This is a genomic window from Tsukamurella spumae (assembly GCF_012396015.1).
Classification (GTDB): domain Bacteria; phylum Actinomycetota; class Actinomycetes; order Mycobacteriales; family Mycobacteriaceae; genus Tsukamurella; species Tsukamurella spumae.
This window is the reverse complement of sequence record NZ_JAAXOQ010000004.1, coordinates 148,487-163,754: the sequence shown is the minus strand read 5'-3', so window position 1 is coordinate 163,754 and position 15,268 is coordinate 148,487. Positions and strand designations below refer to the sequence as shown.

At 71.5% G+C, this 15,268-nt stretch carries 12 protein-coding genes; 6 read left to right on the top strand and 6 right to left on the bottom strand.

Annotated features, from left to right (window positions below; all coding sequences use genetic code 11):
• Positions 1-56: 56 nt before the first annotated feature.
• The 4 genes from HF999_RS04755 to HF999_RS04745 are packed head-to-tail and all read right to left on the bottom strand — an operon-like array spanning position 57 to position 1,898.
• The gene (locus HF999_RS04755) at positions 57-632 is read right to left on the bottom strand and encodes a CbiQ family ECF transporter T component (RefSeq protein ID WP_168544751.1); all 576 of its coding nucleotides are present in this window, start codon (positions 630-632) and stop codon (positions 57-59) included.
• Positions 632-1,327, bottom strand: coding sequence for an energy-coupling factor ABC transporter ATP-binding protein (locus tag HF999_RS04750; RefSeq protein WP_168544750.1), 696 nt, complete (start codon positions 1,325-1,327; stop codon positions 632-634). The genes HF999_RS04755 and HF999_RS04750 overlap by 1 nt, the downstream gene beginning before the upstream one ends.
• Complete coding sequence (locus tag HF999_RS23245; RefSeq protein ID WP_512700779.1) at positions 1,324-1,458, bottom strand: hypothetical protein; 135 nt, start codon at positions 1,456-1,458, stop codon at positions 1,324-1,326. Before HF999_RS23245 ends, HF999_RS04750 begins: the two co-directional genes overlap by 4 nt.
• Complete coding sequence (locus tag HF999_RS04745) at positions 1,410-1,898, bottom strand: biotin transporter BioY (RefSeq protein WP_210733456.1); 489 nt, start codon at positions 1,896-1,898, stop codon at positions 1,410-1,412. The genes HF999_RS23245 and HF999_RS04745 overlap by 49 nt, the downstream gene beginning before the upstream one ends.
• Before the next feature lie 40 nt (positions 1,899-1,938).
• Between HF999_RS04745 and HF999_RS04740 the strand changes: the two genes are divergently transcribed.
• Together HF999_RS04740 and HF999_RS04735 are read left to right on the top strand one after the other, a co-directional pair.
• Positions 1,939-2,520: a TetR/AcrR family transcriptional regulator C-terminal domain-containing protein gene (locus HF999_RS04740; protein ID WP_168544749.1), complete on the top strand. Its 582-nt coding sequence runs from the start codon at positions 1,939-1,941 to the stop codon at positions 2,518-2,520.
• A gap of 139 nt (positions 2,521-2,659) precedes the next feature.
• On the top strand, positions 2,660-3,055 hold the full coding sequence (locus HF999_RS04735) for a transcriptional regulator (protein ID WP_168544748.1): 396 nt from the start codon (positions 2,660-2,662) through the stop codon (positions 3,053-3,055).
• An 18-nt stretch (positions 3,056-3,073) separates the two neighbouring features.
• Here HF999_RS04735 and HF999_RS04730 read toward each other — a convergent pair whose 3' ends face one another.
• Together HF999_RS04730 and HF999_RS04725 are read right to left on the bottom strand one after the other, a co-directional pair.
• A complete protein-coding gene (locus HF999_RS04730) occupies positions 3,074-4,126 on the bottom strand; it encodes a hypothetical protein (protein WP_168544747.1) in 1,053 nt (350 codons plus the stop codon).
• Complete coding sequence (locus tag HF999_RS04725; protein ID WP_168544746.1) at positions 4,123-4,548, bottom strand: ImmA/IrrE family metallo-endopeptidase; 426 nt, start codon at positions 4,546-4,548, stop codon at positions 4,123-4,125. Before HF999_RS04725 ends, HF999_RS04730 begins: the two co-directional genes overlap by 4 nt.
• Positions 4,549-4,651: 103 nt before the next feature.
• On the opposite strand from HF999_RS04725, the gene HF999_RS04720 reads away from it, so the two are divergent.
• From HF999_RS04720 to HF999_RS04705, 4 genes are all read left to right on the top strand, one after another.
• Positions 4,652-7,903, top strand: a complete 3,252-nt coding sequence (locus HF999_RS04720; protein ID WP_168544745.1) for an arabinosyltransferase domain-containing protein — start codon at positions 4,652-4,654, stop codon at positions 7,901-7,903.
• Positions 7,904-8,013: 110 nt separating this feature from the next.
• Positions 8,014-11,415 (top strand): arabinosyltransferase domain-containing protein, encoded by a 3,402-nt coding sequence (locus HF999_RS04715; protein ID WP_168544744.1) that lies wholly within the window; start codon positions 8,014-8,016, stop codon positions 11,413-11,415.
• A 9-nt stretch (positions 11,416-11,424) separates the two neighbouring features.
• Complete coding sequence (locus HF999_RS04710) at positions 11,425-14,649, top strand: arabinosyltransferase domain-containing protein (RefSeq protein ID WP_168544743.1); 3,225 nt, start codon at positions 11,425-11,427, stop codon at positions 14,647-14,649.
• Between the two features lie 28 nt (positions 14,650-14,677).
• Positions 14,678-15,262: a GNAT family N-acetyltransferase gene (locus HF999_RS04705; protein WP_246207228.1), complete on the top strand. Its 585-nt coding sequence runs from the start codon at positions 14,678-14,680 to the stop codon at positions 15,260-15,262.
• The last annotated feature ends 6 nt before the right edge of the window (positions 15,263-15,268 follow it).

Genomic DNA, 15,268 nt, shown 5'->3' with positions numbered 1-15,268 from the left:
CGCCGCTCTGGCGCACATTTCAGCTCCCACCACCCGGTGCGCCGGACACTGCCGCGTCAGATCCCGCGGGCGACGAGGGCCTCGCCGAGCAGATCCGCATCGCGGATCAGGCGGACCAGCACCGTCGGGAGGACCCGGACGAGGGAGGCTCGTTGCCCGCGCGCCCAGGCGGCCTCGCGGGTCTGCCGGACAACGACGATCACCGTCGGGATGGAGCGGATCGTCAGCGCGACGAGGAGTTCCACGCGCCAGCCGAGGAACCGTCCGGCGAGCGCCGCGAGGTCGCTCGCGCGGGTGGTGAAGACGAGCAGGTTGCCCGCCAGGACGCCCACCACGAGCTGACCGACGGGGCCGATCGCGGCCCGGGCACCGTCGGAGACCCCCTGGCTGACCAGATAGAAGACGGTGAGGACCACCGCGAAGAGCAGCGCGGGGCGCAGGGCCCGCCACAGGTGCACGGGCCGCAGCCGCGCGACCGGGAAGAGGGCGGCCACAACCACCGCGGAGACCGCCAGCGGTACCGGACGCGGGAGGATCGCCAAAAAGGTCACGAGCGCCAGCATCGCGAGCAGCTTCGCCGCGGCCGGAGTCCGGTGCAGCGGCGAGTCGCGCGGGACGTAGCGGCCCAGCATCAGCGCGCCGCCAGCTCGCGGTAGAAGGCGATCGCGTCGGCGGGGGCCGCATCGTGGACCACGGCACCGTCGTCCATGACGAGCACGCGGTCGAAGTCCTCGAGCATGTCCAGGTGATGCGTCAGGAGGATCACCTGCTGCTCCAGTGCGGCCAGCCGGTCCCTGACCTTGAGCACGTTGCGCAGGTCGAGCAAGGTCGTGGGCTCATCGCAGACGAGGATCTCCGGCTCGGTGACCAGCACCGACGCGAAGGCGAGCATCTGCTTCTGGCCGGAGCTGAGCAGCTGCGCCGGCGCGTCGAGATGGTCCGCGAGGCCGAACTCGCCGAGGATCTCCGCGACGCGACGGGAGACCTCGGCACCGTCGGGACCGCCGCGCCGGGAGCGACCCGGCGGGCGCAAGGACAGGGCGACGTCCTCGGCGGGTGTGGGCATGACGATCTGCGCGGACGCATCGGCGAACATGAAGCCCACCTTCCGGCGCACCTCGGACCGCTTCGCGCGGACGTCCAGGCCCAGGGTCTCGACGGTGCCGCGGTCGGGAACGACGAGGCCGTTGAAGGTGCGGGCCAGCGTCGACTTGCCGGAGCCGTTGGCGCCGATGATGCCGATCCGCCGCTCCGAGAGCACCGCCGTGATGCCTCGGAGTACCGGCCGGTCGTCGAAGGCGTGGTGGACGTCGTCGAGGCGGATCATCGCGGGCCGGGCGCCCGCTTCGCGATCGCGGGGTAGGCCCGCGCCACGGTAACCACGACCAGCGCGGTGATGACGACCTTGATCAGGTCGCCCGGCACGAACTGGAAGCCGAGCGTGAGCTTGGCGAACAGACCCGAGTCAGTGCGCCAGCCGAGCCAGGGCAGGCCGATGGCGTAGACGTCACCATGAGCCCGATGATGTTCGCGAGGCCGACCAGGAAGGGGTTGGTGCGGCCCCACTTGTCGACGAGCCACCCCGTCACCAGGGCCCCGACGATGCCGCCGAGCAGGAAGCCGCCGGTCGGCCCGGTGAGCACGGCGAGGCCGCCTCGACCGCCGGCACCGATGGGCAGGCCCACCACGATGAGCAGCACGTACAGCGCCACCGATGCGCCGCCCCACGGGAATCCGAGGATCGAGGCCGCGAGCATGAACCCCAGCGTCTGCAGGGTGATGGGCGCGATGCCGCTGATCGTCACGGTGGGGAGCGCGAGCACCGCGGTGAGGGCGGTGAACACGGCGATCAGGGCGAGGTCGCGCGGCGTGGCGCGATAGGTGGCGGCGTTGAACACGGTTCAAGAAGTATCGGGGTGCTCGGCTAGAGTCAAGTCCGTGGCCATCAACCGCTCGGACGTGCTGACCTCCGCGATCGGCGTTCTCGACCGGTCCGGACTGCCGGACCTGACGATGCGGCGCGTGGCGGCCGATCTGGGCGTCGCGCCGGGCGCGCTGTACTGGCACATCCCCAACAAGCAGTCGCTCCTCGCCGGTATCGCCGACACCATCCTCGCCGACCCGTCGCTGGCCGCCGCGGCCTCCAAGTCGCGGATGCGGTGGGACCGTCAGCTGACCGGGTACGCGCACGCCCTGCGGTCCGTCCTGCGCAAGCACCGCGACGGCGCCGAGGTGGTCTCCGCATCGCTGGCCTCACAGCTGGGCACCAGCAACCTGCAGTCGCAGATCGCCGAGATCGCGGTCGCCGCGGGCGCCGGAGCGGCGGATGCGAACGCCGTCGCGCTGGCGCTGACCCATTTCGTCGTCGGCTTCACCTTCGAGGAGCAGACCCGCGAGGCCATGGCCCTCGCTGGCGCCGCCGCGGGTGAGCTGGACCGGACCGCGACCGACCGCGCCTTCGCCGGCGGCGTCGACCTCATCGTGGACGGTCTGCGCGCCCGCGTCGCCGCTCCCGCCTGAGCCCGGCGCGCGTTCGACTCCGCCTCGTCGTCGGCTGACCAGAGCAGTTACAGATTGCGATCGTTGTCCCGCGACGTACGCATCTGACCCGCGGATCATGTAATGTTCGATGTATTCGCAATCTGGAAGGGAGGGCCTGATGACTACGTTCGCGGCCAAGTTGAACCGACTTTTCGAGGTCGTACATCCCGCAGACCGAGGGCCCTACACCTCCTCGGAGTTCTGCAGGATGGTCGAGGAGGGCGGCGGCAAGCTGTCCGTGCCGTACCTGTCGCAGCTGCGCTCGGGCCGGAGCTCGCGCCCCGCGTACGACATGGTGGCGTCGATCGCGCAGACCTTCGGGGTGCGCGCCGAGTACTTCTCCGACCCGCTGTACGAGCGCGAGATCCTCGCCGACCTCGAACTGACGCGGGAGCTCCGCGAGTCGGGGATGCTCGAGATGGCGCGTCGCTCGACCAAGCTGTCGGCGGACCGTCGTGCGGCGCTCGCCGGGCTCCTCGCCGAGCTCGAAGCGGAGGACGGCGCGGCCGGCTAGGCCGTTCCTACTCGGGGCTCAGCGCACCCGCTCCAACAGGGGCGACGGGGTGTGCTGGGCCCTTTTCGTCACTGCGGCCGTCCAGCGCGCCGTCCGCCAGCCCGACGGTGGCTCGAGATCGACCGCGTGCACCGAACCGTAGGGCGCCGTCCGGTCCAGCCAACGGGCCACCGCGGCGGCCCGTTCGGACGGGGCCTCGTCCCCGAGCAGGCCCGCGCCCGGGCTCGCGAGCATCGCCCAGCCGTCGAGCACGACGACCGCCCGCGCCTCGGCCGTCTCGACCCATCCGCCGCCGGGGCGCACCACCGCCTCCAGGTCCGGGAACAGCTCGGTGACCTGCTCGTAGGCCGAACGGAACCGCAACCACTCCCGGGCGGCGATGAGCATCGACGCGAGCCACGACGCCATCAGCACCAGCGTCCAGCTCGCGAAACCAGCGTCGAGCAGGAGCCGGTTGAGCCGCAGTACCCACACGCCCACCTGGAGCCGTTGCAGGAGGAATCCGCCCGCGATCACGTTCGCGACCGCGACCACCGCCAGGATCACGCCGCCCAACGCCAGGATGCGCAGCTGGACCCGATGGACCCGGGTCCGCTTGGACACCCGCCACGATGCCGCCGCCACGATCAGCGAGGTCACGCCCAGGCACGTATAGACGAGGGCCGTCTCGACCGCGAGGCCGAACTCCCGGCCGAAGCCGAGCCCCGTCGGGTCCCCCAATCGGCCCAGCGCGCTCCCCGCACCGATGATCACTCCCACGACGACGATCGTCAGGGCCCACGCCGTGATCCTGGCGCGAGTGAGCACCCCGTCGAGCGCGAACGCGAACACGAGCGCACCGAAACAGGCCACGAGCAGCAGCATCCGCTGGATCGTGACCACCTCGAGCTCGCGCAGGCCGCTGTCGATCAGCCAGTCCCGGACGACGGGCGTGTCGACGGTGACCATCACGGCCAGCGCGATCGCGGTCAGGAGGGCGCCGCCGGCGGGAGGATTCCGGTTCGTCTGCCACCTGCTGAACCTCTCCACCGCGCCGAGCCAGAGGATCGGCGCGACGAGCGTTGCGATCATCCGAGCAGCTCGTCGACCACGGAGTCGACACGGGTGAGCGTGTGTCCGGCGTTGACGCGGCGCACCAGCAGTGTCGCGAAGGACTCCGCCTCCTCCTCGCGCTTCGCGGCCCGGCCGCTGTCCGGATCGGCGGAGCACCCCGCTTCGTGCCCCAGCACCAGATGCCCGAGTTCATGGGCCAAGGTCTGCTCGAAGGTCGCGACGCCCGTGGAGACGACCAGCAGGTCGCGCTCGTCCGACCGCAGCCACATTCCGAACACCCCGACCGGCATCGTCATCCGCTGCACATCGATCCGCCGTCCCAGGTAGTCGGCGTATGCGGCGACCACCTCGGTGATGCTGACCGGTCCCGAACCGGACGACGGGGTGACCGCACGTACGACGGAGCGCACTGCTCTCGTCGGTCGGTCGGATCCCCTCATGCCGGAAACGATACGTCGGTTCGCCGGTTCGTTGTACACCAAGCGGTCGGTAGTGATCCGTCACCGGGAAATCCGGGAGGTCGCGGGCGTCTAGACTCGCGGAGTGCCCGAACCGTCCGCCACGGCCCGAGCGGCCCGCACGAGCGCCCGGACCGCCGCAATCACCGGCGTCCTCGGCGTGCTGTTCGCACTGCTCACGCCGTTCATGCCGGTCCAGCAGGCCACCGCGGCCCTGGACTGGCCGCAGGGCGGCTCCCTGGACCCGGTGACGGCGCCGCTCGTCTCCTACGTCCCCGATCGGATCACCGTCTCGGTGCCCTGCACGGCCGTTGCCGAGCTGCCCGGCGGTACCGGGACCCTGGTCGCGACAGGCCCGGTCGACTCGCCGGACACCCTCCGACGGGGCCTTTCGATCGCGGTCAACGCGCTGCCGGACCAGCGTCGCCTGCTCGAGGTCGTGGTCCGAAACACCCCCTTGCTGACCGTCGACGTGGCGGCGCTCGCCGCGCCGAACTGCGGCGCGATCGTCTTCACCGGTGACGCGAAGCAGGTCAAGGCCGAGGTCACGGGCATCGCAGGCCCCGACGGGCAGCCACTCCAGGGCAGCAAGGAGAACGGCTTCGACTACCGCCCGCAGACGGTCGGCGTGTTCACGAGCCTGCACGGCACGGTCGCCGACGCCACGAGAATTCAGTTCCACGCGGACATCGACACCCGCTACTCGACGGTGCCCGCCCCCGCCCGCTGGGTGGTGATCGTGCTCGCCGTCGCGCTGATCCTGGCGAGCCTGGTCGCGCTGCACCGGCTGGACGTCGCGGCGGACGGCCGGCGGCACCGTCGGGTCCTCCCGGACGGCTGGTGGCGGCCCAGCAGGCTGGACAGCACCGTCATCGCCCTGCTCGTGACCTGGCACGTGATCGGGGCGAACACGTCCGACGACGGCTACATCCTGACGATGGCCCGGACGGCGAGCGAGGCGGGCTACACGGCCAACTACTACCGCTGGTACGGCGCGCCCGAGACCCCGTTCGGCTGGTACTACCAGGCCTTCGCGTGGCTCGCGCACTTCTCCACCGCGAGCCCCTGGGTCCGGCTGCCCGCACTGCTCTGCGGAATCGCGACCTGGTTGATCATCAGCCGGGAGGTCGTCCCGCGCCTCGGCCGGGCGACCCGGTCACGGTTCGCCCTGTGGGCCGCCGGCGGCGTCTTCCTGGTGTACTGGTTCGCCTTCAACAACGGCCTACGCCCGGAGCCCGTCATCGCGCTGGGCGCGCTGCTGACCTGGTGCTCGGTCGAACGGGCGATCGCCACGGGCCGGGTGCTGCCCTTCGCCGCCGCCGCGATCATCGCGGGCTGGACGGTCGCCGCCGGTCCGACGGGCATCATGACGGTCGCGGCGCTGCTCGCCGGGGTCCGGCCGGTGGGTCGGCGCATCCTCGCTCGGGTCCGCAGCGGCCCGCTCGACCGGCGCCTCGTCATCGCGGCGTACGTGGCGCCCGTGCTGGCGGGGGGCGTCCTGCTGGTGCCGATCATCTTCTCCAAGCTCACCGCCTCGGCCTTCGTGGCCAAGACCCTCATGCAGTCCGATGTGGGCACCGTCGTCGACACCAAGAAGTGGTACAACGAGATCGACCGGTACTCCGCCCTGTTCACGTTCACGGCCGACGGCGGCGTCGCCCGACGGTTCGCGGTCCTCGTGACCGTCCTGTGCCTGCTGCTCGCGGGCGCGGTGCTGCTGCGCAAGGGCCGCATTCCGGGCGCGAGCCTCGGCCCCGGTCGACGCCTCCTCGCCGTCACCTTCGGCGGCCTGCTGCTGCTGATGTTCACCCCGACCAAGTGGACGCACCAGTTCGGCGCGTTCGCCGGGCTCGCGGGCGCACTGGCGGCCCTGACCGCGGTCGCCATCGCGCCCACGGCGATGCGCAGCCCCCGCAACCGCGCGCTCACCGCGGCCGGGGTGTTCCTGGTCCTGGGGCTGTCCTTCAGCGGCCCGAACGGCTGGTGGTACGCCAGCAACTACGGCGTCCCCTGGGGCGAGTCGACGGTGCTCGCGCTGGGCGGGATCTTCTTCGCGGCGTGCGGTGTGTCCGTGCTGGCCGCGGGCTGGATCCACTTCCACGAGCCACAGCCCGCGCCGGTGCCCGGCCCCGTGCGACGCGTCATCGGCGTCGCCGGTCGGCAGTCGCCGCTGACCTGGGCAGCGGGTGCGGTCGTCGTGCTGTGCATCGGCTCGATGGTGGCGACGACGACGCTCACGCAGTTCTCGTCCTTCTCCAACGGCAAGGCGAACCTGCAGACCCTCGCGGGCAAGGAGTGCAACCTCGCCGACTTCGTGCTCACCGAGCCGGACCCCACGTCGGGCCTGCTGCTCCCGCTGGACGGGAACACGCGGGACGGACTGGCCGGGCCCGGCACCACCGGTGTCTCACCCGACGGGGTGCCCCCCATCATCAACGCCACCACCAGCTCGAACACCGACGATTCGAGCACCTCGCTCGACGCGATGGCGCGACTGCCCCAGGACACCACCTCGGGCCGCACGGCAACAGCCGGGATCAACGGCTCGCACATGCGGTTGCCCTACGGCCTCGACCCGGCACGGACCCCCGTCCTGGGCTCGTACTCGCAGGAGGCGCAGGCGCCGGCGAAGATCGTCTCGAAGTGGTACCCGCTGCCGGCCGCCGCTGCGGACCAGTCGCTGATCACCCTGTCCGCGGCCGGCCGGTTCACCGACGACGAGCTCTACCTCGAGTACACGACCGACCGCACCGCCGCCGGCACGGATCCGAAGGTCGCGGGCAAGAAGGCCTTCATCGACATCGGGCCCAAGCCCGCCTGGCGGAACCTGCGGCTCCCGCGGACCGACCTGCCGGCGGATGTCACGGCGATCCGGGTGGTCGCCGTCGACGACGACCTGGCCATCGACCACTGGCTGGCGGTGACGCCGCCCCGGGTGTCCAAGCTCGTCACCGCGCAGCGGCTGATCGGCTCCACCGAGCCCGTACTGCTGGACTGGACATCGGGGCTGGCGTTCGGGTGCCAACGCCCGTTCGCGCACCGCAACGGGGTCGCCGAGGTGCCGCAATGGCGGATCACCCCGGACCAGAACCTCTCACCGGTGACCACGGAATGGGAGGGCACGCTCGGCGGCGGCCCGCTCGGCTGGACGCAGATGCTGCTCCAGCAGGAGAAGATCCCCGCCTACCTCCGGGGGGACCTGGGACAGGACTTCGGCGACGTGATGCGGCTCGTGCCGTACTCGCCGGCCCGCGCGGCGGACCTGACGCTGGGCACCCGCACCGTCTGGGGGACGCACACCGAGGCGCCGATCCGCAAGGACAAGACGGATTCCTGACCGCGATTCCTGACCTGCGGCATCGCACCGACTGAGAATCCGGTAAGCGATCGGACGAACACCGGCGGGCGAATCGGTTCTCACAGGCGACTCGAATAGCATGAGCACCCGTGTCCGTGCCTACGTCCCGCTCCGAGTCGGAGCCCGCGCAGCGGCCCGCCGCCGGCGATGCTCCGCGCGGCGTCGCCGTCGCCCGCATCGCCGCGGTCGTCGCCGGCGCGGTCGGCCTGCTGCTGTGCCTGCTGACCCCGCTCCTGCCCGTCCAGCAGACCACCGCCTCGCTGGACTGGCCGCAGGTGCAGCCGAACGCGCAGAGCGCGAACACGACCGCCTCCCTCGTCTCCCAGTCCCCCGCGGACCTCACGGCGACGGTGCCGTGCTCGGTCCTCGCCCACGCCGCGCAGTCCGGCGGCACCGTGTTCTCGACGCTGCCCGTCGGCACCGGCCCGGCGCGCAACCTCGGCCTGGCCGTCACCGTCGGCGCGCCCGGTCCCGGGCAGGCGGTGACCGTCTCCTCCCGCAACACCGTCATCACCACCGCGCCGATCGACCGCGCACGCACCTGCTCACAGCTGCGGGTGTGGTCGAACACCACGAACGTCGGAGCGCGGTTCGAGGGCACCGACATCGCGGGCACGATCGCCACGGAGAACCGCCCCGTGATGGGCGGCGTGTTCACCACGCTGACTCCGGCGGACGTCGCGGCGGCCGGCCCCGGCCTGCGGCTGCACGCCGAGATCGACACCCGCTTCGAGCTGCATCCCGCGCCCCTCAAGGCCGTCGCGATGACGATCGGCCTGCTGTGCGTGCTCGCCTCCCTGGTCGCGCTGTGGCTGCTGGACCGGCGCTTCGGCTACCACCGCCGGACCCCGCACCGCACGCTGCGGCAGATCGTCCGGCCCCGCCCGGTCGACGTGGCGGTGATCGGCGGCCTCGTGCTGTGGACCTTCCTGGGTGCCGGGAGCTCGGACGACGGCTACATCCTGTCCATGGGCAAGGTGGCGCCCGAGGCCGGCTACACGGCCAACTACTACCGCTTCTTCGGCGCCCCCGAGGCGCCCTTCGACTGGTATTACACCTTCTTGTCGCACTGGGCCTCGGTCTCGGCGAACGCGCTGTGGATGCGGCTGCCGATGCTGGCCGCGGGCGTCGTCGTCTGGCTGCTGCTCAGCCGGGTCCTGCTGCCCCGCCTCGGCCCGGCGATCCGGCGCTACCCGCTCGCCGTCTGGGCCGCCGCCGCGATGCTGCTGGCGTTCTGGTTCCCACTCGCCTCGGGCCTGCGCTCGGAGCCGATCATCGTGCTCGGCACGATCGTCACCTGGGCCGCCGTGGAGCGGGCCGTCGCGACCCACCGCGCGCTGCCGGCCGCGATCGCGGCCCTGGCCACAGGTCTCACGCTGGGCCTCGCGCCGCAGGGCGTCATCGCCGCGGCGCTGCTGCTGGCCTCGTCGGCCGCGGTGCTGCGGGTCCTGGTCGCGCGGCGCCGCGAGGCCGGTCTCGCGGCGCTGGTCCTGCCGATCCTTGCGGCGGGCGCGGTGATCGTGCCGATCGCCTTCCGGGATCAGTCCCTCGCATCGGTGGCCGAGGCCATCCGGATCCGCCTCGAGGTCGGCCCGGCGGCGCCGTGGACGCAGGAGTACCTGCGCTTCTTCTTCCTCACGGTGAACACCAACGACGGCTCGCTGGTCCGCCGCGTCCCGGTCTACCTCTTCGTCATGTGCCTGTTCGTCGCGCTGTTCATGATGCTGCGCGGCCGGCGGATCCCGCGCATCGCGCCGGGCCCCGTGTGGCGCCTCGTCGGCGCGGCGTTCATCGGCGCGGCGCTGTTGTCGCTCACGCCCACCAAGTGGACGGTGCACTTCGGGGTGTACTCCGGGCTCGCCGCCGCGCTCGCCGCGGTGACGACGGTGGCCGTGGTCGAGGCCGCGCGCACCTCCGTCCGGAACTTCACCTTCTTCCTCTGCGGCATGATCTTCGCGCTCGCCGCCGCCTTCGCCGGGTACAACCTGTGGGCATGGCCGTATCTGTGGGGCGTGCCCTGGTTCGACCGCCAGCCGGTGCTGGCCGGGATCAGCTTCAGCGGGGCGCTCCTGGTGCTCGCGGGCCTGACCGGAGCCCTGGCCGCCTGGCAGCACTTCCGGATGGACTTCCGCCGGCGCGGCGAGGGTGGCCTGGTCGAGGACGGCACCGTCGACGATGCCGCGCTCGAGGACGCCGACCTCACCACCCACACCCGCGCCGACCACGACCAGGCCGTGCGCGGCCGCCGACGCCTGCAGCTGGCCTCGCTGCCGCTGGTCGTCGTGCTGGGCATGCTCGTGATCGGCGAGGGCGCGATCTTCGCCAAGGCGATGGTCTCCAACCCGTCGACCTACACCGTCGCGAAGGGCAATCTCGATGCGCTGCGCGGCGACAGCTGCGGCATGGCGAACAAGGTCCTGGTGGAGACCGATCCCAACGCCGACATGCTGACCTCCGCCGACGGCCGTCCGGCCGCACAGGCACTGGTCGGGGAGGGATCGCACGGCTTCACTCCCGACGGTGTCGCGAACGAACTCAAGCCGCTCCCGATCAGCTCCGCGCCGGGCCAGATCAACATGGCCTCGCCGATCACGCAGCCCTTCACCTCGACCGCGGCGACGGCCGGGACCGGTGGCGGCCAGGGCCCCAAGACCATCAACGGCAGCACGGCCGCCCTGCCCTACGGCCTCGACCCCGCGCGTACACCGGTGGTCGGCTCGTACGGCCAGAACACCGTGCCCGCTGAGCTGTTCAGCGACTGGTACACGCTCCCGTCCCGCTCCACCGACCGGCCGCTGATCACGTTCGCGGCGTCGGGCTCGATCGCCTCGGTCGGCCCGACCGGCAAGAAGGAGTACGGTCAGCCGGTGAATCTGGAGTGGGCGGAGCGCCGTCCCGACGGTTCGCTCGGCGCGCGCGGATCGCTGGATCCGATCGATCCCGGGCCGAACAAGCCCTGGCGCAACCTGCGATTCCCGATGGAGGCCATCCCGGCCACCGCGAACGTCGTCCGCATCCACGTTCGCGACCCGAACCTCGGCGCGCAGGACTGGGTGGCCGTGACGCCGCCGCGGGTGCCGCGGCTGCGCACACTCCAGGAGGTTGTCGGCAGCACCGACCCGGTCCTGTTGGATCTGCTCGTGGGCCAGCAGTTCCCGTGCCAGCGCCCGATGGCGATTCGCAACGGCGTGTACGAGCTCCCGAAGTGGCGCATCCTGCCGACGCGCAAGGACGCGCTGTCGACATCGTCGACGTGGCAGGCGCGCGAGGCCGGAGGCCTGCTGACGGTGCCCGACACCCTCCTGAGCACGACCACGCTGCCCACCTACATGTCCGGGGACCTGGCCCGCGACTGGGGTGACCTGCAGAAGTACACGCCCATCGCCGAAAACGCCCCCGCGGCCGCCCTCACGATCGGCACGCAGACACGGTCCGGTTGGTGGCGTCAGGGCCCGATCCGGGCGCTGACGAACCAGACCGTGAAGAACTAGGAACGGCTCATGACAAGCGAGAACTCGACCGTCCCGCCGGAGCGCCGCTACGGGACCTGGCGCATCGTCGCCGCGGTCGCGGGCGTACTGGGATTCGTCCTGGCGATCCTGATCCCCTTCCTGCCGGTGAAGGAGACCACCACCGCGGTGCACTGGCCGCAGAACGGCCGCGTGAGCGATATCGACGCGCCGCTCGTCGCCTACGCACCGATCCGGCTCGACGTGTCGCTGCCGTGTTCTCTGGTGAACGAGCTGCCCGCGCAGGGCGGTACGCTCCTGCGCACGCTGCCGGAGGACGGTCCGCGGTCCGGCCGCCAGGGACTGGTGATCCGGGCCGATGCGCGCAATGTGATCGTCGCCGACCGGGACGTCGCCCTGGCCACCGCGAACCGGGCCGACGTCGCCCGCGCCGGGGCGGACTGCGCGATCGGTTTCGTCTCGACGCCGGAATCGACGACCGCGCGGTTCACCGGCATGCCCGCGGGCGCGCAGACCTCGAACCAGCTGTCCAACACCGTCGCCGACCCGAACCTGCGGCCGCAGATCACCGGCTTCTACACCGATCTCCCGGCATCGACACCGGTCGCCGGCATCGACGTGAAGACCCAGGTGGACACGCGGTTCAACACCTCGCCGTCCGCACTGAAGCTGATCGCGATCATCGTGGGCATCGCGTCGACGATCCTGTCGCTCGTGGCGCTGGGCTTCCTCGACCTGCGCGACGGCCGCGGCCACGTGCGGATCATGCCGCCGGGCTGGCTGCGCCCCCGGCCGGTGGACTTCACCGTGATCGCGGTGCTCGGCATCTGGTGGCTGATCGGGCCCAACACCTCCGACGACGGCTACCAGCTGACGATGGCCACGCAGGCCGGTCACAGCGGCTACATGATCAACTACTTCCGCAGCTTCGGCGTGCCGGAGAATCCGTTCGGCTGGAACGACTACCTGTTCACGCTGATCTCCCATGTCACCACCGCCGCACCGGCCATGCGGATCCCGGGCCTCGTGATGGGCCTGCTGACCTGGCTGGTCATCTCCCGCGAGATGATCCCGCGGCTCGGCCGCGCGGTGCGCAACAACCCCGCCGCGATGTGGGCGGGCGCGGGCGGCTTCCTGCTGATCTGGCTGCCGCTCAACAACGGCCTGCGCCCCGAGCCCGCGGTGGTGTTCTTCTCGCTGCTCACCTGGGTCTCGGTGGAACGCACCATCGCGACCGGCCGCCTGCTCCCGGTGGCCATCGCGGTGCCCTGCGCGGCGCTGAGTCTGGGTGCGGCACCGGGTGGCCTGATCGCCGTGGCGGCGCTGCTCGCCGCGTCCCGGCAGATCGTCACGCGCATCGTCAAGCGCCGGGGGCGCGATGGGCTGCTTCCGCTGGTCGCGCCGATCCTCGCCTCGGGCACGGCGTACCTGTTCTACGCCTTCTTCAGCCCGACCTTCGCCTCCCTGCGCGAGGCGATCGCGGTCAAGGGGGTCACCGGGCCGACTCTGCAGTGGTACGAGGAGGGCGTCCGCTACTACTACCTGATGCTCGAGACGGAGGACGGCTCGCTGGTGCGCCGCATCGGCGTCCTGACGGCCTTCCTGTGCCTGCTCACGGTGCTCGTGTTCATGCTGCGCCGCCGGCGCCCCGCGGGCATCGCGTCGGGCCCCGTCTGGCGGCTCATGGCCGTCTTCTTCGCGACGATCGTGCTGCTGGCGTTCACGCCCACCAAGTGGACCCACCACCTCGGTCTGTTCGCCGGCTACGCCGCGGGCATCGCGGCGGTGGCGGCCACGCTCACGATGACGCCGATGATGCGCTCCAAGCGCAACCGCGTCTTCTTCGCCGCGGCGGTCCTGCTCATCGCCGGCATCTCGTTCGCGGCCCGCATCGGCTACTACTGGGTGGGCACCTACGGCATTCCGTGGAACACCATGCCGCCCCAGCTGTTCGGGCTGCAACTGTCCTGGGTGTTCTTCGCCGCATCGGTGCTCACCGCGCTGTACGGGCTGTGGCTGCACTACCGCCGCGACTACGCGCCGGAGCCGACGAGGCCCGGCGGCCGCGCGATTCCCACGCTGGCGATCCTCACCATGCTCATGGTGCTGCTCGACATCAGCACGATGGCGAAGGGCGCCTACACCCAGCGCGGGAGCTTCTCCTGGACGGCATCCAACGCCCGTGCACTGCAGGGTGATACGTGTTCGATGGCGGACTACGTCCTCGTCGAAGGCGACCCGAACGCCGGGCAGCTGGCGCCCGCGCCACGGCCCGACGGTTCCGTGCCCACCGCCGCGCAGGCGCTCGCCGGCCGGTCGACCGGGTTCACCCCGACGGGTGTCCCGAGTTGGGTGTCACCGGTGTTGTCGAACCCCGGGCACAACACCGATGCCACCAACCAGGACGTGCCGGAGACGGTGGGCGGCAAGCGCGATCCGGACTACCGGACCGACGGCGTGCCGCTCCCGTTCGGCCTGAACCCGGCGACCACGCCGGTCCTCGGCTCCGGCGGCGCCACGGGCCTGGCGAACCTCACCACCGACTGGTACACGCTCGGCGCCGTCACCGACCGCACGCCGCTGATCACGCTCTCGGTCGCGGGCTCCGTCGCCGCGACCGGGCTGAACGGCATCAAGCGCGACGGGCGCACGCTGTACCTGGAGGCCGGGCACCGCGCGGCGAACGGGACGGTGCAACCGCTGGGGCGGATGATCCCGATCGACGCCTGGACCAACAACAACTGGCGGAACCTGCGCTTCCCCACCGCCGATCTGCCCCGGGGCACCGACACGGTGCGCGTGGTGATCGACGACCGGGTGCCGTCGCCGGACCCCGTCGTGCTCACCCCGCCGCGCCTGACCCCCATGAAGACGGTGCAGGAGTTCCTGGGCCGGGACACGGTGGTCTCGCTGGACTTCATGGTGGCCTTCGCGTTCCCGTGCCAGCACCAGGTTCGCGCGATCAACGGCGTCTTCGAGCGTCCCGAGTACCGGATCTCACCCGACTACCTCGCGACGATCAACACGTCGAACACGTGGCAGGGGTGGAAGACGGGCGGTCCGCTCGGCGTGACCGACGCGGTGTACCACGAGCAGGTCGTTCCGACCTACCTGCGGGGCAAGTGGGCCATGGACTGGGGCACGTTGACGAGGTTCACGCCGTGGACGCCCGCGGAGCCCGCGCAGCTGGAGATCGGCTCGACGACGCGCAGCGGCTGGTACACGCCCGGACCGATGCGTTCGGCCCCGTACTGATCCGCCCGGCGGGCGTACCGTCGGAGGTATGGAACCGCTCACCGGACACCGCATCGAGGACGTCACCCGGCGCACGCTGCGGGCGTCGTTCGAGGTGCTCGCCCGAGCGTTCGCCGACGATCCGGTGCTGCGGTGGGTCCAGCCGCGCCGGGGGCGCGACGCGGCGGTCTTCGCGGGGATCCACATCGCCTCGCACGGGGCGCCCGGCACCGGCCATCTCCTGTTCGACGGTGCCGTCCCCGTCGGCGCGGCGTACTGGGACCCGCCGGGCTACCGGCCGCCGTTGGCTCGCCAGGTCGCGTCGCTGCCCGTCCTGATCGCCGGGATCACCACCGGGCTGCGCCGCGGGGCACGGCTGGTGCAAGCGCTCGACGAGCGGAGACCGACGAAGCCGCACTGGTATCTGGCCACGCTGGGCGCGGTGATCCCGGGCCGCGGGATCGGCTCCGCACTGCTGCGGCACGGACTCGATGAGATCACGGGCCCGGCCTACCTGGAGTCGAGCAATCCGCGCAACGTGCCGCTGTACCGGCGCTTCGGGTTCGAGCCGCTCGCGCCGGTCCGGCTGCCCGGCGGCCCCGAGCTCATCCCGATGTACCGGCCCGCTCAGTAGCGCGGG